This is a genomic window from Azohydromonas caseinilytica, from assembly GCF_012927045.1.
Classification (GTDB): domain Bacteria; phylum Pseudomonadota; class Gammaproteobacteria; order Burkholderiales; family Burkholderiaceae_C; genus Azohydromonas; species Azohydromonas caseinilytica.
Map to the genome: position 1 here is coordinate 62,597 of NZ_JABBFW010000022.1, position 25,739 is coordinate 88,335.

Below are 25,739 nucleotides of genomic sequence, written 5' to 3' on the forward strand. Positions count from 1 at the left end.
CTGTTTCAAGGACATTCTGAATTTCGTGATGGATTGCACGAGCCCCGCTGTTACGCAGGTATCAAGAAATTCTTGTATCCGCCGAGGTCAGAACTGGGCAAAAGCGTCTTTGGAAAATCCATCGTGATGCGCCGATATGCCGCCCTGAGACCGGCGCCATGGAAATCAACAGCAGTGATGAATGGCGCATCAAGTTACCTGAGAAACATCCATTAACATCGCGTCGCCTTATCTCACCACGCACGTCGCCGAAACAGCAGGCATGCCGCTTGAAAACTCGCTGATTCCAGCGTGAAGCCAAGCGGGAATCCAATTCACCAATATCGGCTTCGAGATCCTGACCGGGGTGCAAATCACTCCGGCTTGATGGAGGCCGCCCTGCGAAAACATTTTGTCCTTTCGGCCATGAACATCCTGAAGTTTTCCCTGCCCACCCGTTTCGCGCTGGCCGGCTCGTTGTTCTCAATGGCGGTGATGCTGTCCGCCTGCGGCGGCGGCGCGGATGACGACACCGGCGCGGCCGCCGAGGCCTCCCTGGCCGTCACGGAAACGGCGCAGGCCGTGGCGCCGGCCACGGGCGGCGACGCGGCGGCCGAGAGCCTGATGGCCGGCCGGGCCGCCGTGGACGCCTGGGAAACGGAGTACGACGCCGCCACGGCGCAGGCCTTCCTGGCCAGCCAGCAGCCCCAGGCCACCACGGAAAGCGCGATGGCGGTGCGCGAACTCGCCACCGACGCCCGCGTGAAGTGGAACCCCGGCCACTACATCGCCTCCGGCAAGCGCGACCCGCAGACCCTTGCCAAGATCCTGGCGGAGATCAAGCCCTTCCCGCAGGTCAAGGGCCTGCTGCTGCGCTATGACTGGGCGCAGCTCGAAACCGACAAGGGCGTCTACGACTTCACCAAGATCGACCGTGACCTGGGCCTGGTGGCCGCGCAGGGCAAGCGCCTGTTCGTGATGGTCGGCACCAAGGCGTTCAACGCGGGCGGGCGCGCCGTGCCGGCCTACATGTACACGCCGGAATATCAAGGCGGCGCCTACAAGATCCTGATCGCCGCCCGTACCGCCCTGGGGGCCAACGCGCGCTACGGCGAGAACGCCGCGCTGCACAACGCCAAGGTGCGCGACCGCCTCATCGCCCTGACCGCCGCGCTGGGCGCGCGCTACAACAAGCACAACGCCTTCGAGGGCATCACCTTCAACGAGACGGCGATGGGCCAGATGGCGGTGCCGCTGACCAGCGAGCAGCGCAGCACCTTCTTCAGCAACCTGGCGCAGGTGGACGCCGCCACGAAGCAGGCCTTCCCCAACACGGTGGTGATGCAGTTCATCAACTTCCCGGTCACCTACATGCCCGGGCTGATCACCAGCATGGTGAACAACAAGGTGGCGCTGGGCGGGCCGGACATCCTGCTGGAGGACCGGGACCTCAACAACAACGTCTTCCCGCTGTACGACCTGGCCAAGGGCAAGGTGCCGGTGGGCCCGTCGGTGCAGCCCGAGAACTACCTGACCACCACGCAGAACGGCGTGCACAACCCGCCCGCGATCAGCGCGCTCTACAACTTCGGCCGCACCCGCCTGAACGCCAACTACCTGTTCTGGACCCGCTCCCTGACCGGTACGCCCACGCCCTGGCCGCGCGTGCAGGAGTTCTTCAAGTCCACGGGCTTCCCCAAGGACGCCACCGGCGGGCTGGTCTCCACCTGCCCCACGACCTACACCTCCTGCGTGTCCAAGCTCTGAGCGCGCCGCAGCGGGCTCGGAAGCTTCTCCTTGGCGGGCCTTCGGGCCCGCTTTTTTTCGTTGGCGGCCGGCCAGGCTGGCCTCAAGGCCGCACCTCCACGGCCAGGAAACCCATGCGCTCGATGCGCAGCTCGCCGGCGCGGGCACTGGCCGCGATGTCGATGCCGTGCAGCCCGGGCTGTGCCGGCCGCCAGCGCACGCTGCGCTGCGCGCCGTCGCCGGGCATGTCCAGCGTCTCGGTGCTGCCGTCGGGGCGGTGCACGACGGCGCGCATCGCCACCCCTTCGGGCACGCGCTGCGGATGTTCCAGCGTGGCCGATAGCGTCACCGCCTGCCCGCGCGTGGGCGTGAGCGGGCTGGCGCCGGCGCGCAGCACCGCGCCGCCGGTCACGCGCGCCGAGAGTGCGTACTCGGTGGCCTCGCGCGGGGCGTGCAGCGTCACGCGCCAGGGGCCGGGGCGCGGGCGCTGGAAGCCGTAGCCCAGCGTCAGCAGCGAGGACGGGTCGTCCACGCGCATCAGGCCATGCTCCTGCGCGGTCAGCGCAATGACGCGCCCGCTGGCGCCGCGCACCGTCACGCGCAGCGAGCGGCTCGGGTCGAACAGCGCGAAGCCGGCCACGGCCACCGCGTCGAGCTGCACCTCGATCTCGACGCTGCCGCCCGCGCTCACCCGCCCGGTCGCCACCGGCGTGAACTGAGCCGCGGGCTCGGCGGCGTCCGCGGCCGGCGGCGTGTCGTCCTCCGGCGCGGCCGCCTCGCCGGGGCCCTGGCGCAGCAGCGGCAGCACGAAGCGGGTGAACAGCTCCGGCGAGGCGGTCATCTCGGTGTGCAGCACCGGCAGGCGCTGTACCCGGCCCGGTATGGCGGAGGCGCTTTCCACGCTGACCACGCTGTCGCTGGGCACGCCGCTGCAGGGGGCGCGGTAGCCCTCGGCGATGGGGTCGCCGGCCAGCATGTAAAAGGGCACGCCGTGGCGGCGCGTCACGCCGCGGTTGAAGATCTGGCGCAGGAAGGCCGGCCGCAGCTCCAGCGCCGCGGGCTGCAGCACGCCCAGGGCGGAGGCCAGCTCCGAGCATTCCGAGCCGCCATGGGGCGAGCCCAACATGAGCAGCTGCGCCACGTCGCGCCCCTGCATCAACCGCGCCACGTAGTAGCGCGACACCAGTCCGCCCATGCTGTGCGCCAGCAGGTCCACCATCTCCGCGCCGGTGCGACGCTTCACGCCGGCGATGTAGCGCTGCAGCGCCGCGGCGTTTTCGGGCAGCGTCCGGGTCGGGCTGCGCAGCCGGGCCAGGGCGCCGGTGTCCATCGCGCCCTCGGCGCGGCCGTCGCCCACGGCGAAACCCGACAGCCCCTGCCGCGCCAGGAAGCCGTCGGCTGCGGTGTAGGCCTCCCAGGTCTGGTGGTCGGACATGAAGCCATGCACCAGCACCACGGGCCGCGGCGCCACCGGTACCGGCAGCTCGGCACGCTCGCCGCCGGCCGACTCAGCCTGGAGCACGCGGCGCGGCCGCGGCTGCTCGCCCGACCAATGCCAGCCCAGCGTGCTCACGCCGGCGCTGGTGCAGCTGCGCGCGGCGCGCAGCACGGTGCAGGCCGCCACGGATTGTTCGCCATCGAGCCGGAACGCCACGGCCGTGGCGCGCCGGGCCGGCTGCTCCAGCACCGCGCGCAGCCGCACGGTGTTGCCGTCCACCACTGCGGCCAGCGGTGCACCGGCGGCGTCCAGCAGCTCGATGCGGCGCAAGCCGGCGCCCTGGGCCGACCCGGCCAGCCACGTCCCCAGAAGCAGCCATGGAAACCAGCGCATGGCTGCATGGTGCCGCCGATGGGGGCCGCCGCGCCTTTGTCCCGGCCGCGGTGCGGGCGTACCGGCCCTGGGCGGCGCGCCGCGGCCGTGCCAGTGAACCGCGCCGCGCGCCGGTGCAACTCAGGACCCGTACACGCCTGAAGGAGCGTCCCGATGTCCCGCACCGCTTCGTCCTCCGCCACCGTCGATGCCCGGACGACGGTCCTCGCCCTGCACAGCAGCGCCAGCGGCGCACGCCAGTGGGACGCCTGGCGTGAGCAGCTGCCGCCTTCGGTCGAGCTGGTGGCGCCCGGGCTGATCGGCTATGGCGCCAACGGAGAAAGCGGCGGCTGGCGCTCGGCGCAGCCGGTGAGTCTGGGCGACGAGGCGCGGCGCCTGGCCGGGCTGCTGGAGCGGCCCGGCGGCGTGCACCTGCTGGGCCATTCCTATGGCGGCGCCGTGGCGCTGGAGCTGGCGCTGATGAAACCGGGCTGCGTGCGCAGCCTGACCCTCTATGAGCCGGTGCGTTTCGGCGTGCTGCGCACGCCCGGGACGGAACGCCTGTGGACCTCGGTGCTGGCTTTCGGCTACGGCGTGGGTGCGCTGGTGCGCGCGCAGCGCGTGGACGAGGCCGCGGCGCTGTTCGTGGACTACTGGGGCGGTGCCGGCGCCTGGGCCGCCTGCAGCGAGCGCCGGCGCGCGGCCATCGCGGCGTACATACCCAAGGTGGACGCCGAGTTCGGCGCGCTGTTCACGGACGAGGTGCCGCTGCGGGCGTGGCGGCGTCTGGAAATGCCGGTGCGGCTGCTGGTGGGCACCCGTTCGCCCGAGCCGGCCTTGCGCATTGCCGAGCGGCTGGCGGAGCTGTGCCCGCGGGGCAGCCTGGAGCGGCTGCAGGGACTGGGCCACATGGGGCCCGTGGAAGCGCCGGCGCGCGTGGCGGCGGCGGTGTCGTTCAGTGAAGCGCCTGTCCTGGCGGACCGGGCGGCGTCGGGCGCGTGGCGGGCGCCCGAGAGCCTTCAGGCCTGCCGCTGAGCCGCGGCGTCGGCCTTGAAGGGCACGGGCAACGCGGTACGGGCGTCGCCCCTGCCCGCAAGGCTCAGAGCCGCCACAGCCGGTAGCCGGCGGACTGGAGGGCGCTGGTGTCGAAGCAGGCCTTGACGTCGATGAAGGCGCCGCCGCGCACGAGCTTGCGGTTGAGGTCTTCCATTTGCAGCTCGGTGAACTCGCGGTGCGCCACGGCCGCCACGATGGCGTCGGCGCGCGGCAGGTCGTTCCATTTCAGCAGCCGCACGCCGTACTCGTGCAGCGCCTCGTCGGGGTCGGCCTGCGGGTCGGTGACGAAGACCTCGACGCCGTAGCTCTGCAGCTCGTGGACGATGTCCACGACCTTGGAGTTGCGCAGGTCGGCGCAGTTTTCCTTGAAGGTCAGGCCCAGCACGTTCACGCGCGCGCCCTTGATGTAGCTGCCCGTGGCGATCATCTGCTTGATGGTCTGCTCGGCGATGAACTTGCCCATGCCGTCGTTGATGCGGCGCCCGGCCAGGATGACCTGCGGGTGGTAGCCCAGCATGTCGGCCTTGTGCGTGAGGTAGTACGGGTCCACGCCGATGCAGTGGCCGCCCACCAGGCCGGGCTTGAACTTCAGGAAGTTCCATTTCGTGCCGGCTGCCTCCAGCACCTCGGTCGTATCGATGCCGATCTTGTCGAAGATGATGGCCAACTCGTTCATTAGCGCGATGTTGAGGTCGCGCTGGGTGTTCTCGATCACCTTGGCGGCCTCGGCGGCCTTGATCGAGGAGGCGCGGTGCACGCCCGGGACGACGATGCGCTCGTAGATCTGCGCCACGTGCTCCAGCGTCTCGGGCGTGTCGCCGGAGACGATCTTCACGATCTTGGTGAGGGTGTGCTCGCGGTCGCCGGGGTTGATGCGCTCGGGGCTGTAGCCGACGAAGAAGTCCTGCTTCCACTTCATGCCCGACTCGCGCTCGAGCACCGGGATGCACACCTCCTCGGTGGCGCCGGGGTAGACGGTGGACTCGTACACCACGATGGCACCGCGCTTCATGTGGCGCCCGGCGGCCGCGCTGGCGCCCAGCAGCGGGCCGAAGTCGGGGATCTTGGCCTCGTCCACCGGCGTGGGCACGGCGATGATGATCACGTCGGCCTCGGCCAGCAGCGTCGGGTCGCTGGTGAAGACGCAATGCTTGGCCGCCTGCATCTCCGCGTCGGGCAGCTCGCGCGAGGGGTCGGTGCCGCGCTGGCAGGCCGCCACCTTCTCGGTGGCGATGTCGAAGCCGATCGTGCGCGCCTGCTTGCCGAACTCCACCGCCAGCGGCAAGCCCACGTACCCCAGTCCGATCACAGCGATCACAGTCATGATTCCCTCCTTGCGTGGCTCCAGCCCAATAGCCGAGAAAAACGCCGTCGTGCGTGCGACGCCGTCGGTTGACAACTCGTGCGGACAGGAAGGGATGGAGGACCCGGCGGGCCAAGATGCCGGCGGTCGCTGCTGGTCGTGATGCAGCGGCCTGGAGCGGACCGGCCTGGGCGGCCTGCCGTTCCGACGCCTGAAATGCCTTCTCCCCGCCCGTGCGTCACCAGAGGCAAGAGTGCCGGCGCGTTGCGGTCAAAGCCACACCGCAGTTCCGGGCCGTGCGGCAACCCCAAATAGAGGGAAATGCGGGGCATTCCCCCTGAAGCGGAGGGCCGTGTGTGCTAGGGCCGGCGGCAACGGATACCGCACGGGGCATGAAGAGACGCCGTCCGCACAAGTGAAGCGGTCCGCCGGTCTTTGCCAAGTGGCCTGAGTATTCCGGGCGCATTCGCCTTCGGCCACTGAGCATTCCGCGATCGGCGCGCCAGTCGTACGCAGGAGGGCAGGCTGGCAACCACAGCAACAACATACACGCATATTGAACCCCATACAGCTCGTTCACCGCGGGACGTTCCCAGCCTGACTACGGCCTTCCCTTCTCTGTTTTGCCCTTATTTTTCCTTGTATGGGTGGGCCCGCGTTTCACGGAGTCTGTGCCTTTGATGGTGTTGCAGAAGAGACGTGTATGTTGTTTTCATGTTGAATACCGGCACACCGGACTGTAGGAAGTCGTTTGAACCGGCCCGCCCCGCGCGCGACGCCTCCCGTCATGGGCCTGCTGCGCAAACCGACGAAGCTCATTCGTCTTGCTTCGTTCCGTGCACGCAAGGCGATTCCTAGACTGCGGCGCATCCAAGCAGTTGTTGATGCACCTCATGTCGTTGCACGCCGAATTCGAAATCCGCTCCTTCTCCGGCCCGCTGGGCGCCGAGGTCCTGGGCCTGGACCTGTCACGCCCGCTGTCCGACGACGGCTTCCGGCGCCTGCACCGCGCCCACCTCGACCACCATGTGCTGGTCTTCCGCGACCAGCACTCGCTGACGCCCGAACAGCAGGTGGCGTTGAGTGCACGCTTCGGCCCACTGCAGCGCCATGTGCTCAAGCAGTTCGCCCTGCCCGGCCACCCGGACGTGCTGATCGTTTCCAACGTCATCGAGAACGGCCAGCCCATCGGCCTGGGTGACGCTGGCCATTTCTGGCATTCCGATCTCTCCTACAAGCCTCGCCCCAGCCTGGGCTCGTTCCTGCATGCCCAGGAGCTGCCGTCCGAAGGCGGGGACACCCTGTTCGCCAACCAGCACCTGGCCTACGAGACGCTGCCCCAGGCGCTGAAGCAGGCCGTGACCGGCCGCTTCGCCGAGCACTGGTACCTGGCGCGCTACGCCGAGCTGCAGCAGCGCAGCCCCTGGCGCCCCAACCTGAGCCCTGAACAGATCGCCGAGGTGCCGCCGGCCGTCCACCCCGTCGTGCGCACGCATCCGGAAAACGGCCGCCCCGCGCTCTTCGTCAGCGAGCACTTCACGACGCGCGTGCTGGACCTGCCCGAGGACGAGAGCCGCGCCCTGCTCGATGAGCTGTTCCGCCACAGCACCCAGCCCGAGTTCGTCTACCGCCACCGCTGGCGCGCGGGCGACCTGGTGTTCTGGGACAACCGCTCGGTCGTGCACCTGGCCACCGGCTGCCCCGACCACCTGCGCCGCCGGCTGCACCGCACCACCATCGAAGGCGACGTGCCGGTCTGACGTCCCGCCTCGCTCCAGACCGATCCTCACGTCCACTTCGACCCGTTTCCCATGCAACCGATCCGCAAGCGCCTCGCCGCCCTGGGCACCGCCGCCCTGCTGGGCTTCTCCGCCGCCGGCGCCCATGCCGAGGGCCAGATCCGCATCGCCGACCAGTTCGGCATCGTCTACCTGCTGCTCGATGTCGCCAAGGACCAGAAGCTTATCGAGAAGCACGGCAAGGCCCATGGCCTGGACATCACGGTGTCGCAGGTCACGCTCTCCGGCGGCTCGGCCATGAACGACGCGCTGCTGTCGGGCTCGCTCGACATCGCCGCCGCCGGCGTCGGCCCGATGCTCACGCTGTGGGACCGCACCCGGGGCCGGCAGAACGTGCGCGGCGTGGCCTCGCTGGGCAACTTCCCGTACTACCTGGTGAGCACGAACCCGGCGGTGAAGACCATCGCCGACTTCAGCGACAAGGACCGCATCGCGCTGCCGGCGGTGGGCGTGTCGGTGCAGTCGCGCATCCTGCAGATGGCCGCGGCCAAGACCTGGGGCGACGCGCAGCACAACAAGCTCGACAAGATCAGCGTGGCGCTGCCGCACCCCGAGGCCACCGCCGCCATCACCAAGGGCGGCACGGAGATCAACGCGCACTTTGCCAACCCGCCGTTCCAGGAGCAGGAACTGGCCGCGAACCCGGCCGCGAAGGTGGTGCTCAAGAGCTACGACGTGCTGGGCGGCCCGGCCTCGGCCACCGTGCTCTACACCACGGAAAAATTCCGCACCGAGAACCCCAAGACCTACCGTGCCTTCACCGCCGCGCTGGCCGAGGCCGCGCAGTGGATCAGTGCCAATCCCGAGGCCGCGGCGGACCTGTTCCTGCGCGTCAACAAGAGCAAGGTGGACCGCAAGCTCGTGCTCGACATCGTCAAGAGCCCCGAGGTGCAGTTCAAGCTCGCGCCGCAGAACACGTACGCGCTGGCCGACTTCATGCACCGGGTCGGCGCCATCAAGAACAAGCCCGCCTCGGCGCGCGACTACTTCTTCGACGACCCGCACAACGCGGGCGCGAACTGAAGCTTCAGGAAGGACCCAGCCATGGACACGACGCCTTTGCTGCAGGTTGCCGGCGTCAGCCTGGAATACGTCGCGGGCAGCCGCGTGGTGCGCGCCACGCACCGCGTCAGCTTCGACCTGCACGCCGGCGAACGCCTGGTGCTGCTGGGCCCCTCGGGCTGCGGCAAGTCCTCGCTGCTCAAGGCCATGGGCGGCTTCCTCGCACCCCGGGAGGGCCACATCACGCTGGGCGGCGCGCCGGTCACCGGCCCCGGGCCCGACCGCGTGATGGTGTTCCAGGAGTTCGACCAGCTCCCGCCCTGGAAGACCGTCAAGCACAACGTGATGTTCCCGCTGCTGGCCTCGGGCCGCGCCGGTCGGGCCGAGGCCGAGCAGCGCGCGCTGCGCGTGCTGCAGCAGGTGGGCCTGGCCCATTTCGCTGACGCGCACCCGCACATGCTCTCCGGCGGCATGAAGCAGCGCGTGGCCATCGCCCGCGCGCTGGCGATGCAGCCGCGCATCCTGCTCATGGACGAGCCCTTCGCCGCGCTGGACGCGCTCACGCGCCGGCGCATGCAGCAGGAGCTGCTGGCGCTGTGGGCGCAGGTGCGCTGCTCGCTGGTCTTCGTCACGCACTCCATCGAGGAGGCGCTGGTGGTGGGCCACCGCATCGTGCTGCTGTCGCCGCACCCGGGCCGCGTGCGGGCCGAATTGCACGCGCACGAGTTCGATCTGGACAGCGTCGGCAGCCCGGCCTTCCAGGCCCAGGCGCAACGCATCCACCACCTGCTGTTCGAAGAGACGGCACAACCCGAGACAGCCGCGGCATGAGCGCAGTTTTCACATCCCTGCCGCGTCCGGTCGGACAAGGCGACACCACCGCCGACAACGCCTTCGCCACCCCGGCCGCGGCCGACGCGCCCATCCGCCCCGAGGTGGAGTTCGAGCTGGCCCCTTACACCGCCGCGCCGATGGAGCGCGCGCTGCCCTGGACCCAGCGCCTGCGCCAGAACACGCTGCTGCGCCGCGCGGCCATCCTCGCGCTGCTGGCGCTGCTGTGGGAGGCGCTGGCGCGCTGGACCGACAACGACCTGCTGCTGCCCACCTTCGGCGCCACCGCCGCCGCCTTCGCCGAGGGCCTGGCCAGCGGCGAGCTGCTGGAGAAGGCCGGCATCTCGCTCGGCCTGCTGCTGCAGGGCTACGTGCTGGGTATCGCTGCCGCTTTTGCGCTGACGGCGCTGGCGGCCTCGACCCGCTTCGGGCGCGACCTGCTGTCCACGCTCACGGCCATGTTCAACCCGCTGCCGGCCATCGCGCTGCTGCCGCTGGCGCTGCTGTGGTTCGGGCTGGGCCGGCAGAGCTTGCTGTTCGTGCTGGTGCACGCGGTGCTGTGGCCGCTGGCGCTGGCCACGCACGCCGGTTTCCAGAACGTGCCCGAGGTGCTGCGCATGGCCGGGCGCAACTACGGGCTGACGGGCCTGCGGCTGGTGGTGCACGTGCTGATTCCGTCGGCGCTGCCCTCCATCCTGTCGGGCCTGCGCATTGCCTGGGCCTTCGCCTGGCGCACGCTGATCGCTGCCGAGCTGGTGTTCGGCGCCACTTCCGGCCAGGGCGGCCTGGGCTGGTACGTGTTCCAGAATCGCAACGAGCTCTACACCGACCGCGTCTTCGCCGGCCTGGCCTGCGTCATCGTCATCGGGCTGGTGATCGAGAACCTGGTGTTCTCGACGCTGGAGCGCGTCACGGTACGGCGCTGGGGCGTGCAGCGCTGAGCGCCTGACTTTAACCCTCACCGGCCAACGGCCCGCCTCTTCGGCGGGCCGTTTTGCTTTGCGGGTGCCCTCGATTCCCAGCTCTGTTGCCTTGGCAACATCACTCCGACGCCCATGCCGCTTATGCCGGCACTGGCTATGCAGCATGGAATTCATTCGTTGGCCGGCGCCGTCCGGACTCCTACAGTCCCTCGGCATCAGACAACACGACGCCCGGCTGCTCCCAACCTGTCATGACCAGTTCCGTCCGCTCCGAACCCGCCGTGCCGGCCGCATCGCAGCCCACGCTGCACCGCCGCATCCGCGAGGAGCTGCGCGAGCGCATCCTGTGCGGCGCCTGGCAGCCGCACGAGCGCCTCCCGTCCGAAAGCGCGCTGATGGCGCAGTACGGCGTGAGCCGCATCACGGTGCGCCAGGCGCTGGGCGACCTGGAAAGCGCGCGCCTGATCTTCAAGGTGCCGGGCAAGGGCTCCTTCGTCGCGCAGAGCAAGCCGTTCCAGGAGCTGGGCCGGCTGCAGGGCTTCGCGGAGGCCATGGGCCCGCTGGGCCACGACACCTTCAACCGGCTGCTGTCGCTGCAGACCGTGGCGGCCGACGCGCGCGTGGCCGAGCGGCTGCGGCTGGACGTCGGCACGCCGGTGACGGAAGTGCGGCGCGTGCGCCACCTGGACCACCGGCCGGTGTCGCTGGATGTCACCTGGCTTCCGCTGCACCTGGGCCGGCGCCTGCGCAGCGACGAGCTGGCCACGCGCGACATCTTCCTGATCCTGGAAAACGACTGCGCCACGCCGCTGGGCCATGCCGACTTGGCGCTGGACGCCGTGTCCGCCGACGCGCAGACCGCCGCGCTGCTGGGCCTGCCCCCCGGCGCACCCATGCTGCACATCGAGCGCCTCACGCACGACCGCGAGGGCCGGCCCATCGACTACGAACACCTCTACTGCCGCTCGGACACCTTCCAGTACCGCATGCGGCTGCAACGACGTTGACACCCAAGGAAAGACAGCAATATGGAGACGATTGAGCAGGAAGTGGACGTGCTCGTCATCGGCGGCGGCACGGCCGGACCGATGGCGGCCGTCAAGGCCAAGCAGGCGAATCCGGCGCTGCGCGTGCTGCTGCTGGAGAAGGCCAACGTCAAGCGCAGCGGTGCGATCTCGATGGGCATGGACGGCCTCAACAACGCCGTCATCCCCGGCCATGCCACGCCGGAGCAGTACGTGCGCGAGATCACCATCGCCAACGACGGCATCGTCAACCAGAAGACGGTGATGGCCTATGCGCGCAACAGCTTCCCGATGATCGAGGAGCTGGACCGCTGGGGCGTGCGCTTCGAGCGCGACGAGACCGGTGACTACGCCGTCAAGAAGGTGCACCACATGGGCACCTACGTGCTGCCCATGCCGGAGGGGCACGACATCAAGAAGGTGCTGTACCGTCAACTCAAGCGCACGCGGGTGGAGATCACCAACCGGCTGGTGGCGACGCGGCTGCTCACGGCGGAAGACGGTCGCATCGCCGGCGCCATGGCCTTTGATTGCCGCACGGCGGACTTTCACGTCATTCGCGCCAAGTCGGTGGTGTTGTGCTGCGGCGCGGCCGGGCGCCTGGGCCTGCCGGCCTCGGGCTACCTGTTCGGTACCTACGAGAACCCGGCCAATGCCGGCGACGGCTACTCGATGGCTTACCACGCCGGCGCCGAGCTCTCGGGCATCGAGTGCTTCCAGATCAACCCGCTGATCAAGGACTACAACGGCCCGGCCTGCGCCTACGTCACCGGTCCCTTCGGCGGCTTCACCGCCAACGCCGAAGGCCAGCGCTTCATCGAGAGCGACTACTGGAGCGGCCAGATGATGTGGGAGTTCTTCCAGGAGCTGCAGGGCGGCAAGGGCCCGGTGTTCCTCAAGCTGGATCACCTGGCCGAGGAGACCATCTCCACCATCGAAACCATCCTGCACACCAACGAGCGCCCCAGCCGCGGCCGCTTCCATGCCGGGCGCGGCACCGACTACCGCGAGCGCATGGTGGAGATGCACATCTCCGAGATCGGCCTGTGCAGTGGGCATTCGGCCTCGGGCGTGTGGGTCAACGAGCACGCGCAGACCACGGTGGCGGGCCTGCATGCCGCGGGCGACATGGCCTGCGTGCCGCACAACTACATGCTGGGCGCCTTCGTGTACGGCCGGCTCGCGGGCGAGAGCAGTGCGCGCTTCTGCGCCGAGCACGACTTCGCCGCCGTCGATGCCGGCCAGGTGGCCCTTGAGCGCCAGCGCGTGTGGGCACCGCTGCAGCGCGAGCGCGGCCTGCCGCCCAACCAGGTCGAATACAAGCTGCGGCGCATGGTCAACGACTACCTTCAGCCGCCCAAGGTCACGCGCAAGATGGAGATCGGCCTGGAGCGCTTCGAAGGCATCCGCCACGACCTCGACGAGCTCAAGGCCAACGACGCGCACGAGCTGATGCGCGCCCTCGAAGTGCACGCCATCCGCGACTGCGCCGAGATGGCGGCGCGCGCCTCGCTGTTCCGCACCGAGAGCCGCTGGGGCCTCTACCACGCCCGCGTGGACCACCCCGAGCGCAACGACGCCGAGTGGTTCTGCCATGCGCAGCTGCGCAAGGACGAGCAGGGCCGCATGGTCAGCTTCAAGCGCCCCATCGAGCCCTACATCGTGCCCATCGCCAACACGGAGAAGAACGCCTACCACCAGTTGCGCATCCCGGCCGCCGAAGCCGTGGCCGCCTGATTCGATTTCCTGCTTGTCAGCAAAGTATTCCGTTCGCCCTGAGGTATCGAAGGGTGAACGGCCCCTGCCGTGGCGCGGCCACTGCAGCCTGACGGATTCGTACTTCGATACCTCAGTACGAACGGGTCATTTCACGAGCAAAAGAAACAAGGAAATTCCATGCAAATCGCCCCCATCGCGCTGCATCCCGCGGCAGTGCCCGTCACCGTCGATGCGGACAAATGCATCGCCCACAAGGGCTGCACTGTCTGCGTGGACATGTGCCCGCTCGACGTGCTGGCCATCGACCTCGTCAAGGGCTCGGCCTACATGAAGTTCGACGAGTGCTGGTACTGCATGCCCTGCGAGAAGGACTGCCCCACCGGCGCCGTGCACGTGGACATCCCCTACCTGCTGCGCTGAGCGACGGCAGCCCGCCGCCACCTGCCTGCGCATCCCGTTACGCCGCCCGACCCCATGACTGCCTTTCCCACCGACACCGATTCCGAGCTGGCGGCGCTGCAGCGCCGTCTCACCAGCGCCGATGCCACCGAGCGCCGCGTCGCGCTGCTGGAAGCCGCCGACCTGGAGGACGAGGCGCTGCTGCCCGCCTTGACCGCCGTGCTACGCCGCGACCCCGAGCCCACGTTGCGCACCGAGGCCGCGCGCGCCCTGGCCGCCTGGAGCGACGCCGACGTGGTGGACGCGCTGGCCGAGGCGCTTTCCGACGTCCGCGAGGTGCGCGAAGCCGCGGCGCTGGCGCTGTCCGAGCTGAAGGACCCGCACTCCGGCGCGCGCCTGGTGCGCCATGCCGCGCATGCCGATGCCTTCGTCAGCGCCGCGGCGCTGCGCGGCCTGCGCGAGCTGCGTGTCGCCGAAGCCGCCGGGCCCGCGCTGGCGGCCTTGGAACGACCGGAAGCCTCGGTGCGGCGCGAAGCCGTGGGCGTGCTGGGCTGGCTGCGGCACCAGCCCGCGCTGCCGCCCCTGGCCCAGGCCGCCGTGGAGGACGAGGACGCCGAGGTCCGCCGCGCCGCCACCGGCGCGCTGGGCCTGGCCGGCCCGCAGGACATCCCGTTCGTGCTGCCGGCGCTGTGCGCCGCGCTGCGCGACGCCGCCTGGCCGGTGCGCGAGGAGGCGGCCACCACGCTGGGCAAGCTGCGTCTGGAGGAGCCGGCTGCCGCCCAGGCGCTGCGCGCGGCGCTGGAGGACGACTACTGGCAGGTGCGGCTGCGCGCCGCGCGGGCGCTGGGCCGGCTGCGCGATCGCGAGGCCCTGCGCCCGCTCACCGCCGCGCTGCTGCACCCGGCGGGCAACCTGCGCAAGGAGGCCGCCATCGCCCTGGGCGAGATCGGCGACGCGCAGGCGGTGCCGGCGTTGAACGTCGCAGCGGGCGATCCCGACCCCGAGGTGCGCAAGGCGGCGCGCTCGGCGCTGCAGCGGCTGGGCGCCCCGGCGGGAACGGAGCGATGAGCGCCGAGCCGCTGGTGCCCGGCGCCATCGAGCTGCGCCCCGAGCGGCTGCGTCTGCAGTGGCCCGACGGCGCGGTGCATGAGCTGGATGCCGCTGCCCTGCGCGCCGCCTGCTGCTGCGCCGGTTGCCGTGTCGCGACGCGCAGCGGCGATCTGGTCGAGCCCGACGCCGGCGTGCGCCTCACCGATGCCGTGCCCGTGGGCCTCTATGCGCTGCAGTTGCGGTTCAGCGACGGACATGAGCGCGGGATCTACCCCTGGGCGCTGTTGCGGGCCTTGCCGCAACTCACCTGATGCCGATCCGGCAGGCCGCACCGGCACGCGCTCAGGCTCACTCCGAGCTCTCGAAGTGCCGCTGCACCTTGCGGAACTGCTCCTCCTGCAGCGGCTCGCCGTGCCGGTAGCGCGGGCTGGACTCCACCGCCGCGCGCGTGAGCTGCACCCAGACTTTCCTGCCGGCCCAGTCGATGCGTTCGATCCAGCGCGGCTCGATCAGCACCTGCCGCCCGGCCAGCCAGTGGCCGGTGTCCACGACCGCGAAGGCGATGGCCCAGGTGCGCTCGTCGAACAGGAAGTCCGCGATGTGCCCGATGTCGCCGTCGCGTGCCGCGACGTGGTAGCCGACGACCTCGGTGCTGCTGCGCAGGTGCGGGTCGTCCTGGGCACTCTCTGCCTCCACTTGCGCAGCAGCCCCCGGTGGCAGGCCGGCACCGGGCGATGGCGGCGCCAGCACCATGCCGGCCAGGGCATGGGCCGTGGTGTCCACCATCGAATCACCCTGCCACCAGTACGGCCAGCCGTAGTGGTCGTAGATGGCGATCTCGTGCTGGCGCGACACCGGGCGCGCGGTGTCGATGTCCGGCTCGGCTTCGATCTGCCCCCGCGCCAGCGCCACCTCGATGCGGTGCCGGGCGCGGTCGATGCCCTGGATGGCCTGCGGCGCGATCAGCACCTTGCGCCCCGTCAGCCAGCCGCCGGTGTCCACCACCAGGTGGCGGATGACCCAGCGCAAGTCGTCGAAATAGGCCTCCGTCGCGTGGCCGATGTCGCCATCGGTCGCCGCCAGCGGGAGGCCGGCAAGCTCCTTGATGCTGCACAGCATGGCGTGCTCCCGGTTGAACCCACCAGAGGCGCGGCAGCCGCTGTGCCCGGGGCGCGGGCCAGCCGCTCAGGCGCCGTGCGGACGCACCTCCCCCGCCGGGCGCATCGTGATCGCGTTGAAGGGGCAGCGGGCCTCGCACAGGCTGCAGCCGGTGCAGGGATCGGCCTCCACCAGCACCGCGAACTTGGTCCACCGCTCGGTGTGGAAGCTCAGCACGTGCACCGGGCAGACGGCGATGCAGCGGCCGCAGCCGGTGCAGCGGGCGGCATCGATGGCCGGCAGGGGCGCCCGGACGGGCCGCACGCGGGCCTTGCGTGCCGGCGCGGGCGGCGCTGGAGAGACGGGGTGGTTGGTCAGCGGCATGGGCCGAATCTAATGCAGCGTTGGTTGGACCCCGGCGCTCGCGGGAGCTGAGCAGGCCAGCGCGCGGACTGACTGAATCAGGCCACGCCGGCTTCAGCGGGCAGCGCGTGCGCCGAGCGCAGCTCGCCCCGCAGCAACTCCACCACCCGCTCCCCCGGCAGCATGAACGCCGCCGCCTGCGCATGCCCGCCGCCGCCGAAGCGCGCGGCCAGGCGCTCGACGTCGAAGCCCTGCACCGAGCGCAGGCTGCACTTGAGCCGGCCCTGGTGGTCGATGCGCCAGATCAGGCAAAACGTGCCGCTGCGCTGCGCCAGCAGGCTGCCCACGGTGCTGGCGAACTCGGAAGGGGCGTTGACCATCAGCCCCGCCTCGCCGTCGATGCGGACCGGCGCCGGCTGCTCGGCGATGGACGCGCACAGCGCCTCGAACTTGGCCTCCATCGCGGCGCCGCGCTCCACCATCCGGGCTCGTTCTTCCTCACTGAGCTGCAGCACCGACCGCCAGGCCTCGAAGCTCAGGGGCAGCAGGTCCAGCGCGGCCAGGAAGGGGCGCGCGTCGGGCACGTCCCAGCGCCACAGGTCGCGCGCCTGCACCGCGCGCAGCAGGTAGGGCACCGGCTCGCCCGGGTGGAAATGCTCCCAGGCGATGACGGCGCCGGAGCGGCTGAGGTCGAAATGCAGCCGCCCGCAGCAGGCCAGCTTCAGGCCCTGCAGCCGCTTCTGCGCCGAGACATGGTGGTCCAGCAGCGTGATGCTGCGCGCCCGCGTGCTCATCGCCTGCAGCACCTCGGGGTCGAAGGAATAGTCCAGGATGAACACGTCCTTGCCGGCCACCTCCGGCGTCGGGTCGCCGTAGACGCAGGGCCGGTAGTCGGCCGAGTCGCCCAGCTTGAGCCAGGCGGCGAAGGCCGCACCGAAGCCGTCGGCACACTTGCCGTGGTAGAGCACGAGGGTCTGCTTGTCTTGCATGCGGGTCCTGATGTCTTGGGCGCCTGGGCGCCGTTGGCCGGCCGCGACGCACTGGAAGGACATCGGGCCGGCATGGCCGCATTCTCGTTGCTCGCCCCTCCTGCCCCGCGACAGTGGCAGCTCCGAGGCAGCGGCATACTGGTTGCAGCACCACCCCAGCGGTCAGGAACGCCCGGGAGCAGGAACCCGGCTTCGGTTGACCCGCTCAACCAACGAGGATTCGCGATGGCAGACGCAGCGTACACGCCGCCAAAGGTATGGAAATGGGAAGCGCCCAGCGGCGGCGCCTTCGCCCATATCAACCGGCCCATGGCCGGACCCACCCACGACAAGGCGCTGCCGGTGGGCCGGCATCCCCTGCAGCTCTACTCGCTGGCGACGCCCAATGGTGTGAAAGTCACCATCCTGCTGGAGGAGCTGCTCGCGCTGGGCTTCGAAGGGGCGGAATACGACGCCCACCTGATCCGGATCAACGAGGGAGACCAGTTCGGCAGCGGCTTCGTCGCGGTGAATCCCAACTCCAAGATTCCTGCGCTGCTCGACCGCAGCACCGATCCGGCCATCCGGGTCTTCGAGTCGGGCTCCATCCTGCTGTACCTGGCCGAGAAGTTCGGCGCCTTCATTCCCAAGGACATTGCCGGGCGTACCGAGTGCCTGTCGTGGCTGTTCTGGCAGATGGGAAGCGCTCCGTTGCTGGGCGGCGGCTTCGGCCACTTCTATGCCTACGCCCCCGAGAAGTACGAGTACCCGATCAACCGCTATGCCATGGAAGTGAAGCGCCAGCTGGACGTGCTCGATCGCCAGCTGAGCGGACATGCCCATGTCGCCGGGGAGGAGTACACCATTGCCGACATGGCGATCTGGCCGTGGTACGGGGCGCTCGTCACCAACCAGGTGTACGGGGCGGCGGAGTTCCTGGACGCGCAGTCCTACGCGCACGTGCTGCGCTGGGCACACGATGTCGCCCAGCGGCCCGCGGTGCGCCGCGGCCGGATGGTGAACCGCACCTGGGGTGCGCCCGAGGAGCAGCTCCATGAACGCCACGACGCCCGTGATTTCGAGCTGCGGACCCAGGACAAGATCGGGGTGGCACCAGGCGGCTGAGCCGCCCGTGTCGCAAGCGAGGCTTGCGCAAGCCCGGTACCCGACCCTTGTCGATCAGCCCGCCAGCCCCATCTGAGGGAGCCTGGGCAGCTCTTTTGCTCACCGGGACAGAGGTTGACGAATTTCCCGCATACCTCCTTGCAAGAAACACCATGAATTGCGACCTGATCCTGATTGCCAATGCCAGCGAAGCCCGGTTGCTGGCCCGCACCGATGCGCAGGACGAGCTGGTCGTCCTCGACACCGTGCTGCGCTCCGAGAGCCGCTCGATGCCCGGCCCGGAGCGACTTGCGGCCAACCAGAGCGTCTGGGAGGACGGTGGCCTGGGCGAGGGCCATGCGCCCACGCGGCCCCTGGACCCCCTGCGCAGGCGCATGCGCCAGTTCGCTGCCCTGGTGGCCCGCCGCTTCGAGCAGGAGCTGGCCGGCCGGCGCTTCGACCGCGTGGCGCTGTTTGCCGCCTGCCCGTTCCTGAGCGAGCTCATGCGCCAGCTCAGCCCGGCCACGAAAAAGATGCTGCAGGCGGTGGTCGATACCGACATCTCCGACCTCGGGCTGCCCCAGGCGGCACAGCGCAGCGAACAGGCGCTGCAGGCGGGCGAGTACGCGGCTCGGCGCAGGGACGCGTCCGACCAGGCGCGCCGGCTGCGCCACTTCGCCGGCGGCATGGCGCTGGAAAAAGCCGCGGCCTGAAGGCCCCTGCCCGGTTCGCACGCCGGTGCCGCGCAGGGCGCCGCGCGTCAAGCCGTACTCACGCCCGCCGCGCGGCCGCTCACCATCACCTCATTGTTGAGTTCAGGTTAACGATGCCTTGAATTCCAAGGCGATCCGGCGACCCATGCGGTTTCTACAGTCCGTCTCCATCAAGACGACAGGAGACAGGCATGAGCACCGGAATCGCCCGCAGGCACTTCATGAAGGCTTGCAGTGCCGCGGCCCTTGGGCTGTGCATCAACGCGGCCTCGGCGCAGGCTTGGCCCAGCAGGCCCGTGACCCTGGTCGTGCCGTTCCCGCCCGGCGGCACCACCGACGTCATCGCCCGGGCCCTGGCCGAGCGGCTGACCCAGGCGCTGGGCCAGACCGTCATCGTGGAGAGCAAGCCGGGCGCGGGCGCCACGCTGGGCGCGGACATGGTGGCCAAGTCCAGGCCCGACGGCTACACGCTGCTCATGGGCGCGGTGCACCACACCATTGCGCCCAGCATCTACAAGAAGCTGCCCTACGACTTCCAGAAGGACTTCGCGCCGGTGTCCACGGTGGCGCTGGTGCCCAACGTGCTGGTGATCAATGCCAGCACCCCGGCGAAGAGCGTGAAGGAGTTCGTCGCCCTGGCCAAGAGCAAGCCGGGCATGACCTACGGCTCCAACGGCAACGGCACCGCGCAGCACCTCATCGGCACGCAGTTCCAGACCCTCACCGGCGTGGACCTGGTGCACGTGCCCTACAAGGGCAGCGGCCCGCTGACCACGGACCTGCTGGGCGGCCAGATCAACCTGTCCTTCGACACCGTCACGCCCGTGCTGCAGCACATCAGGAGCGGCAAGCTGCGCGCCCTGGCCGTGACCACCGCCAAGCGCTCCAGCGCCCTGCCCGAGGTGCCGACGCTGGACGAGGCCGGCCTCAAGGGCTTCGACATCGGCACCTGGTTCGGCGTGCTGGCGCCCGCGGCCACGCCCAAGGACATCACGGCGCGCCTGAACAGCGAGATCGTCAAGGCGCTGCAGGCGCCTGAGCTGCGCAGGCGCATGGACGAGATCGGTGCCGAGCCCATCGGCAACACCCAGGAAGCGATGGCCCAGCAGATCAAGGACGAGACGGCCAAGTTCGCCAGGCTGGTCAAGGACGCCAAGGTCGTCATCGAGTAAGCCGGCCCGCCGCGCCGGCAGCCCGCACGGCTCGGGCAAGCAAGTCAAGCACTCAACGTTTTCGCACCGCGCCGACAGCCCAGGCGGGCAGCGCCGTGCCCTTATCCCAGGAGCAATTCATGGTGAACATCGAAGACCGGGACACCGCGGTCGCCAACCTCAAGGACGTGATGTGGAAGTTCACGTCCTACATCGGCAAGCGGCTGCCCACCGACGTGACCCACAAGCTGGCCGACCTGCGCGAGCGGGAAACCCACCCGCTGGCCAAGGCCGTGTACCAGTCCATGAAGGAGAACCAGGAGGCCGCCGACAAGCTGGACCGGCCCAGCTGCCAGGACACCGGCGTGATCCAGTACTTCATCAACGCCGGCGCGCGCTTTCCGCTGCTGGGCGAGCTGGAGGAGATCCTGAACTACGCCACGCTGGAGGCCACGCGCCAAGGCCCGCTGCGCCACAACGCGGTTGAAACCTTCGACGAGAAGAACACCGGCACCAACACCGGCTCGAAGATTCCCTGGCTGGACTGGGAGATCGACCCGCAGGGCGACAGCGTCACCATCGACGTGTACATGGCCGGCGGCGGCTGCACGCTGCCCGGGGCGGCCAAGGTGCTGATGCCCGGCGAAGGGTACGAGGGCGTGGCCGAGTTCGTGTTCGACGTGATCACCTCGCGCGGCGTCAATGCCTGCCCGCCGATGCTGGTCGGCGTGGGCGTGTCCACCTCGGCCGAGACGGCGGCGCGGCTGTCCAAGAAGGCGATCCTGCGCCCGGTGGACTCGTGCCACCCCAACCCGAACGCGGCCAAGATGGAGAAGCTGCTGGAGGACGGCCTCAACGAGGTCGGCCTGGGCCCGCAGGGCCTCACCGGCAACGCCAGCGTGATGGGCGTGAACATCGAGTCCTCGGCGCGCCACCCTTCCACCATCGGCGTGGCCGTGTCCACCGGCTGCTGGGCGCACCGTCGCGGGCGCATCAAGGTCAACGCCGACCTGTCCCACGAAATCATCTCGCACCAAGGAGTCGTGCTGTGAGCGGCCAAATCAAGATCCTGACCACGCCCATCAAGGACGAAGACCTCGAAGCGCTCAACGTGGGCGACGTGGTCTACCTCACGGGCACGCTCGTCACCTGCCGCGACGTGGCGCACCGCCGCCTCATCGAGCTCGGCCGCGAGCTGCCGGTGGATCTCAAGGGCGGCGCCATCTTCCACGCCGGCCCGATCGTGAAGCAGAAGGAGGACGGCAGCTACGAGATGGTCTCCATCGGCCCGACCACCAGCATGCGCATGGAGAAGTTCGAGAAGGAGTTCATCCGGCAGACCGGCGTGAAGCTGGTGGTGGGCAAGGGCGGCATGGGCGCCGAAACCGCCGCGGGCTGCGTGGAGAACAAGGCCGTGCACGCCATCTTCCCCGGCGGCTGCGCGGTGCTGGCCGCCACCAAGGTCGAGAAGATCGAGGACGCGCAGTGGAAGGACCTGGGCATGCCCGAAACGCTGTGGGTCAACCGCGTCAAGGAGTTCGGCCCGCTGATCATTTCCATCGACACCAAGGGCCGCAACCTGATCGACGAGAACAAGGCACGCTTCAACGAGAAGAAGAAGCCCATCCTCCAGCGCATCAACGAGGAGGTGCGGTTCATCAAGTGAGCCTTTCCGCAGTGATGGCTGCAGGGCGCCTTGGGGCGCCCGTCGTGCTTTCGGAGCGGCCGCTCACGCCGCCGCCAGCATCGTCTCGATCCGCTCCGGCGGCAGCGCCGGGCTGAACAGGAAGCCTTGCGCCTCGTCGCAGCGCAGGAGCTTCAGCAGGTAGGACTGCTGGTCGGAATCGACGCCTTCGGCAATCACCTTCACCGACATGGCGTGGGCCAGCGAGATGATGGTGTTCACGACCGTGACATCGTCCGGGTCGTGGGCCATCGGCTTGATGAAGGAGCGGTCAATCTTGATCGCGGTCATGGGCAGCTTGGCGATATAGGCCAGCGACGAGTAGCCGGTGCCGAAATCATCGATGGCCACGCCCACACCCATATCCCGCACGGATCTGAGTATGGCGGCGCATTCATCCACGTCCTCCATCACCGTGCTTTCCAGGACTTCCAGATCCAGGCGGGGCGACCCGTTCGCACCGCCGTTGATGAGTTGCGCCAGCTCTGCCAGAAACCTTTTGCGCCTGAGTTGCGCCGGCGACACATTGACCGCAATACGAGGCGGGTGCAGGCCTTTGGCCACCCAACCGAGATAGTCGGCGACGGCCTGTTGCAAGACCCATTCGCCCACTTCCATGACCATGCCCGTTTCCTCCAGGATGGGCACGAACTCGCCCGCTGCCCGCAAGCCATGTTCGGGATCGTTCCAGCGGATCAGCGCCTCCAGCCCGGCCAGGCGTCCATTGCCCAGGCTCATTTTCGGCTGGTAGTGCAATGCGAATTCCCCCGCCGACAGCGCCTTGCGCAAGCGGTTCTCGACGGACAGCCGCTGGACGATTCGCGCCTGCATCTGTGGCGTGTAAAACAGGTAGCGCTCGTCGCTGGCCTCGGCGCGCTTGAGCGCGGTTTCCGCGTTCTTGAACAGGGTTTCGGCATCCTCTGCGTCATTGGGAAACAGGGACACGCCGGCCTTCACGGAAATGCGCAATTCCTCCCCGCCGACCAGGAACGGCTTGCTGATCGCCCCCAGAAAATCCTGCTCCAGGATGCGGGCCATATCGCCTTCTTCCCGGACCGGGGTCACGAGGGCGGCGAAGCTGTCCGCGCTGATGCGGGCGACATGGTCGGCATCCTGGCCGGCGCGCTGGACCGCCGTGAGCCGCTCGGCGAACTGGCGCAGGAGCACATCGCCGGCATGGCGCCCCAGGCTGTCGTTGAGGCTGCTGAAACGCTCGATGTCGAAGACCACCACGCCGAGCATGTCCCGCCCCGCCTGGCGCGCCTGCAACTGCTGGTTCAGTCGGTCGAGAAACAGTGTGCGGTTGGGCAATTCGGTCAGCGCATCGAAATAGGCCAGATACGCGAGCCGTTCCTCCTTGTCGATGTGGTCCAGGCCGAAGGCCACGTCCCCGGCCAGCTCCGCGAGAATTTTCATCTCCTCGTCGTTGAAGACATCGGCCTCGGACGCCAGCAGCCCGATGAGGCCCAGCGCTTCCCCGGCCACCAGCAGCGGCAGCACGACGGCGCAGCGGCCGTCCGCGGCCCATTCACGCAAGGCGGGATCGGCAGCAAGCTCGTCCGCGTTTCTCACGAGCGGCCTTTTGTCCCGCAACGCCCTGTCCACCAGCGCGCTGCGCGTGACCGACTGGACGCGTTGGCAAGGCGCAGCGTCCGTGAGGTTCTGCTCCGCGGCCGCGGCAATTTCAACCGCGCCCGTGCGCCGATGGGTGATCGCTACCCACGCCGATTTGAACCGGCCCAGCTCGACGGCAATTCGGCAGGCTTCCTGGAACAGCGCGTCACGGTCGCGGATGCGCACGATGGCGGAGTTGATGCCGCTCAGCATGCCAAGGACGCGGTTGGCCCGGCGCAGGTTCTCTTCGGCGCGCACACGGTCGGTCACGTCGATCGCCACGCACCCCAGCAGGGTTGCCGTGCCGCCCGGCTCGACGATCGGAAACTTGTGGCTCAGCCAATGGTGAAGCCCGTCGTCATGGGGGACGGTTTCGATCTCCCGCACCAGTCTTTCGCCTTCGAACACGCGACGGTCGTTGGCGCAATACTGCGCCGCCACCTCCGCGGGCCACACCTCGTCAGTGCGCCGCCCCAAGGTTTGCGACGGGCTGCGCTTGTAGACGGTCTCCCACACGTCATTGACGAAGACGTAACGACCCTCGGCGTCCTTGATCATCGCCACCCCGGGCAGGTGGCGCATGAACAGCCGGAACAGGCTGGCGTCGGAAGGGGGCCGCGCCACGTCGGGCTGTGGCAGGGAAGCCTGCGGCACGCCGCCCAGCACCTGCCGGACAGCCTGTGCGAGGCGCCCTGGATGAACGAGGGACACGCAGTCCGTGGCCCCTGCCTTGACCGCTGCGACGACGGCGCCTTCGTCGAGCGTGTCGGACGACAGGACGATGATAGGCACCTCCGGGCACGCCGCCCGGGCGTGCGCGAGCGCCAACATGCCGTCGAATGCCGGCGGCGCATGTTCCAGCAGGATGAGCGGCGGCCTGCCCCGCGCGAGCGCAGCCGCGAACTCGTCCACCGCGCGCAGCGCCAGAAGCTCCCAGGCGGGACCTGGGAGTTCGCGTCGCACCCGGGCCCCAACCCCGGCGCTTCCCAAGAAGAGCAGTTGCAGGCGGTCGTTCATGAGTTCCCCTTTTCAGGCTGGTGAGGAACCTCCCGTGTGCCGAGTGTCGAGAATGCGAAGGGCTTGTTCAACCGTGGGCGAGCGCGAGCGGATGCACCGCGCTGGCCCGGACCTCAGGAGGACCCGCCGTGCAAATCCTGGTCAACATCGACGTGGACGACCTGCAGCGGGCCGCGGCCTTCTACGGCGCCGCCTTCGGCTTGACACGCGGCCGCCGGCTGGGCCCGGACGTGGTGGAACTGCTGGGCGGCTCGTCGCCGCTGTACCTGCTGCGCAAGAGCGCCGGCACGGTACCCGCGCCCCGCACCGCCCAGCGGCGCGACTATCGGCGCCACTGGACGCCGGTGCACCTGGACTTCGTCGTCGCCGACATCCAGGCCGCCGTGCAGCAGGCGCTGGCAGCCGGCGCCACGCTGGAGCAACCGGTCACCGGTTTCGCCTGGGGTCATCTGGCGACCTTCGCCGACCCGTTCGGACACGGGTTCTGTCTGGTGCAGTTCACCGAAAGCGGCTACGACGCGATAGCCGGCTGACCCGGCCCCGCTTGCCACCACGAAAGGGCCCTGCCATGCGAAACCACCTGGACTTCTTCTATTTCCTTGGAAGCACGTACACCTATTTGGCCGTCAACCGCGCCGAGGACATTGCAGCGCGCCACAACGTCATCCTGCGCTGGCGTCCCTTCAGCGTCCGCACCCTCATGCGGGAACAAAACAACATTCCGTTTGCCAACAAGCCGGCCAAGCTCAAGTACATGTGGCGAGATATCGAGCGGCGGGCCTTGCGCCACGGCGTGCCATTCAAGGCGGCATCGTCACACTATCCCATCGACGCAGACGAACTTGCCAACCGCGTTGCGACGCTGGCGGCGATGGAGGGCTGGTGCCCAGTTTTTACCCAAGCCGCCTACGCCACCTGGTTCCTTGAAAACAAGGACCCCGGCGAAATTGAAAACCTCTCGGCCATCCTGCTGCGAATTGGGCAAGATCCGGCAGCCGTCATCGCGCGGGCCAATGGCGACGCCGTGCGTGGCAAATACGTGTCTGAAACAGGTGAGGCGAGGAAATTGGGAATTTTTGGATCGCCTACGTTTGCATGCGGGACCGAGATTTTCTGGGGTGACGATCGGCTGGAAGAGGCGATCGAGTGGTGCACGTCGCATTGAGCGCGTCGGGTTGGGCAGCGTCGGTCTTGTGAGTGCCGCTGCCCAGTTATCCCCGGCCCTTTGTCAAAGCAGACCGACGGGCCGCTTAAGGCTGAGGCTGTGTGAAAACGCGGCACGGCCGCATCATGTCGGCTGCTGGCGTACGACGTGGAGAGAACCATGGGTCGATACATCGGAGAGGCTGATCGGACGCAAACAGCCCTGTTTCCCGAGAGCCTCG

Annotated in this window: 24 protein-coding genes; 18 read left to right on the plus strand and 6 right to left on the minus strand. The window is 69.0% G+C overall.

Annotated elements, in window-relative coordinates:
* Window positions 1-405: 405 nt before the first annotated feature.
* The gene (locus HHL10_RS22765; RefSeq protein WP_169162696.1) at window positions 406-1,746 is read left to right on the plus strand and encodes a hypothetical protein; all 1,341 of its coding nucleotides are present in this window, start codon (window positions 406-408) and stop codon (window positions 1,744-1,746) included.
* Between the two features lie 82 nt (window positions 1,747-1,828).
* Here the strand turns inward: HHL10_RS22765 and HHL10_RS22770 are convergent, their stop codons facing one another.
* Window positions 1,829-3,556 carry a PGAP1-like alpha/beta domain-containing protein gene (locus HHL10_RS22770; protein ID WP_169162697.1) on the minus strand — a complete coding sequence of 576 codons (1,728 nt, stop codon included), beginning with the start codon at window positions 3,554-3,556 and terminating at the stop codon, window positions 1,829-1,831.
* A gap of 153 nt (window positions 3,557-3,709) precedes the next feature.
* On the opposite strand from HHL10_RS22770, the gene HHL10_RS22775 reads away from it, so the two are divergent.
* A complete protein-coding gene (locus tag HHL10_RS22775; protein WP_169162698.1) occupies window positions 3,710-4,570 on the plus strand; it encodes an alpha/beta fold hydrolase in 861 nt (286 codons plus the stop codon).
* 64 nt (window positions 4,571-4,634) lie between these two features.
* On the opposite strand, the gene HHL10_RS22780 is transcribed toward HHL10_RS22775, so the two are convergent.
* Entirely contained in the window at window positions 4,635-5,915 is a 1,281-nt protein-coding gene (locus HHL10_RS22780) for a nucleotide sugar dehydrogenase (RefSeq protein WP_169162699.1), read from the minus strand.
* Window positions 5,916-6,787: 872 nt separating this feature from the next.
* Between HHL10_RS22780 and HHL10_RS22785 the strand changes: the two genes are divergently transcribed.
* The 9 genes from HHL10_RS22785 (at window position 6,788) to HHL10_RS22825 (ending at window position 14,953) form a co-directional block, all read left to right on the plus strand.
* Window positions 6,788-7,654 (plus strand): TauD/TfdA dioxygenase family protein, encoded by an 867-nt coding sequence (locus tag HHL10_RS22785; protein WP_235971730.1) that lies wholly within the window; start codon window positions 6,788-6,790, stop codon window positions 7,652-7,654.
* 51 nt (window positions 7,655-7,705) lie between these two features.
* Window positions 7,706-8,716: an ABC transporter substrate-binding protein gene (locus HHL10_RS22790; RefSeq protein WP_169162701.1), complete on the plus strand. Its 1,011-nt coding sequence runs from the start codon at window positions 7,706-7,708 to the stop codon at window positions 8,714-8,716.
* Between the two features lie 21 nt (window positions 8,717-8,737).
* Window positions 8,738-9,526: an ABC transporter ATP-binding protein gene (locus HHL10_RS22795; RefSeq protein ID WP_169162702.1), complete on the plus strand. Its 789-nt coding sequence runs from the start codon at window positions 8,738-8,740 to the stop codon at window positions 9,524-9,526.
* Window positions 9,523-10,467, plus strand: coding sequence for an ABC transporter permease (locus HHL10_RS22800; protein ID WP_169162703.1), 945 nt, complete (start codon window positions 9,523-9,525; stop codon window positions 10,465-10,467). The genes HHL10_RS22795 and HHL10_RS22800 overlap by 4 nt, the downstream gene beginning before the upstream one ends.
* A 233-nt stretch (window positions 10,468-10,700) precedes the next feature.
* Complete coding sequence (locus HHL10_RS22805) at window positions 10,701-11,456, plus strand: GntR family transcriptional regulator (RefSeq protein ID WP_169162704.1); 756 nt, start codon at window positions 10,701-10,703, stop codon at window positions 11,454-11,456.
* A 21-nt stretch (window positions 11,457-11,477) separates the two neighbouring features.
* Entirely contained in the window at window positions 11,478-13,211 is a 1,734-nt protein-coding gene (locus HHL10_RS22810) for a fumarate reductase/succinate dehydrogenase flavoprotein subunit (protein WP_169162705.1), read from the plus strand.
* 159 nt (window positions 13,212-13,370) lie between these two features.
* Window positions 13,371-13,613, plus strand: coding sequence for a 4Fe-4S dicluster domain-containing protein (locus tag HHL10_RS22815; protein ID WP_169162706.1), 243 nt, complete (start codon window positions 13,371-13,373; stop codon window positions 13,611-13,613).
* Window positions 13,614-13,667: 54 nt separating this feature from the next.
* Window positions 13,668-14,660, plus strand: coding sequence for a HEAT repeat domain-containing protein (locus tag HHL10_RS22820; RefSeq protein ID WP_169162707.1), 993 nt, complete (start codon window positions 13,668-13,670; stop codon window positions 14,658-14,660).
* Window positions 14,657-14,953: a gamma-butyrobetaine hydroxylase-like domain-containing protein gene (locus tag HHL10_RS22825; protein WP_169162708.1), complete on the plus strand. Its 297-nt coding sequence runs from the start codon at window positions 14,657-14,659 to the stop codon at window positions 14,951-14,953. The genes HHL10_RS22820 and HHL10_RS22825 overlap by 4 nt, the downstream gene beginning before the upstream one ends.
* A gap of 37 nt (window positions 14,954-14,990) precedes the next feature.
* On the opposite strand, the gene HHL10_RS22830 is transcribed toward HHL10_RS22825, so the two are convergent.
* The 3 genes from HHL10_RS22830 to HHL10_RS22840 all read right to left on the minus strand — a co-directional run bounded on the left by HHL10_RS22830 (window position 14,991) and on the right by HHL10_RS22840 (window position 17,092).
* On the minus strand, window positions 14,991-15,761 hold the full coding sequence (locus tag HHL10_RS22830) for a PRC-barrel domain-containing protein (protein WP_169162709.1): 771 nt from the start codon (window positions 15,759-15,761) through the stop codon (window positions 14,991-14,993).
* Between the two features lie 66 nt (window positions 15,762-15,827).
* On the minus strand, window positions 15,828-16,124 hold the full coding sequence (locus HHL10_RS22835; RefSeq protein ID WP_169162710.1) for an ATP-binding protein: 297 nt from the start codon (window positions 16,122-16,124) through the stop codon (window positions 15,828-15,830).
* 77 nt (window positions 16,125-16,201) lie between these two features.
* Entirely contained in the window at window positions 16,202-17,092 is an 891-nt protein-coding gene (locus HHL10_RS22840) for a DHHA1 domain-containing protein (RefSeq protein ID WP_169162711.1), read from the minus strand.
* A gap of 225 nt (window positions 17,093-17,317) precedes the next feature.
* Here HHL10_RS22840 and yghU point away from each other — a divergent pair, with 225 nt between their 5' ends.
* The 5 genes from yghU (at window position 17,318) to ttdB (ending at window position 21,705) form a co-directional block, all read left to right on the plus strand.
* Window positions 17,318-18,196: a glutathione-dependent disulfide-bond oxidoreductase gene (gene yghU, locus HHL10_RS22845; RefSeq protein ID WP_169162712.1), complete on the plus strand. Its 879-nt coding sequence runs from the start codon at window positions 17,318-17,320 to the stop codon at window positions 18,194-18,196.
* Window positions 18,197-18,348: 152 nt separating this feature from the next.
* Window positions 18,349-18,888: a host attachment protein gene (locus HHL10_RS22850; protein WP_169162713.1), complete on the plus strand. Its 540-nt coding sequence runs from the start codon at window positions 18,349-18,351 to the stop codon at window positions 18,886-18,888.
* A gap of 191 nt (window positions 18,889-19,079) precedes the next feature.
* The gene (locus HHL10_RS22855) at window positions 19,080-20,060 is read left to right on the plus strand and encodes a Bug family tripartite tricarboxylate transporter substrate binding protein (RefSeq protein ID WP_169162714.1); all 981 of its coding nucleotides are present in this window, start codon (window positions 19,080-19,082) and stop codon (window positions 20,058-20,060) included.
* A 119-nt stretch (window positions 20,061-20,179) separates the two neighbouring features.
* Window positions 20,180-21,091, plus strand: a complete 912-nt coding sequence (gene ttdA, locus HHL10_RS22860; protein ID WP_169162715.1) for a L(+)-tartrate dehydratase subunit alpha — start codon at window positions 20,180-20,182, stop codon at window positions 21,089-21,091.
* Entirely contained in the window at window positions 21,088-21,705 is a 618-nt protein-coding gene (gene ttdB, locus HHL10_RS22865; RefSeq protein WP_310734656.1) for a L(+)-tartrate dehydratase subunit beta, read from the plus strand. Before ttdA ends, ttdB begins: the two co-directional genes overlap by 4 nt.
* Before the next feature lie 63 nt (window positions 21,706-21,768).
* Here ttdB and HHL10_RS22870 read toward each other — a convergent pair whose 3' ends face one another.
* Entirely contained in the window at window positions 21,769-24,354 is a 2,586-nt protein-coding gene (locus HHL10_RS22870) for a putative bifunctional diguanylate cyclase/phosphodiesterase (protein ID WP_169162716.1), read from the minus strand.
* 128 nt (window positions 24,355-24,482) lie between these two features.
* Between HHL10_RS22870 and HHL10_RS22875 the strand changes: the two genes are divergently transcribed.
* A complete protein-coding gene (locus HHL10_RS22875; RefSeq protein WP_169162717.1) occupies window positions 24,483-24,887 on the plus strand; it encodes a VOC family protein in 405 nt (134 codons plus the stop codon).
* A gap of 35 nt (window positions 24,888-24,922) precedes the next feature.
* Window positions 24,923-25,519 (plus strand): 2-hydroxychromene-2-carboxylate isomerase, encoded by a 597-nt coding sequence (locus HHL10_RS22880; RefSeq protein WP_169162718.1) that lies wholly within the window; start codon window positions 24,923-24,925, stop codon window positions 25,517-25,519.
* Window positions 25,520-25,739 lie beyond the last annotated feature (220 nt).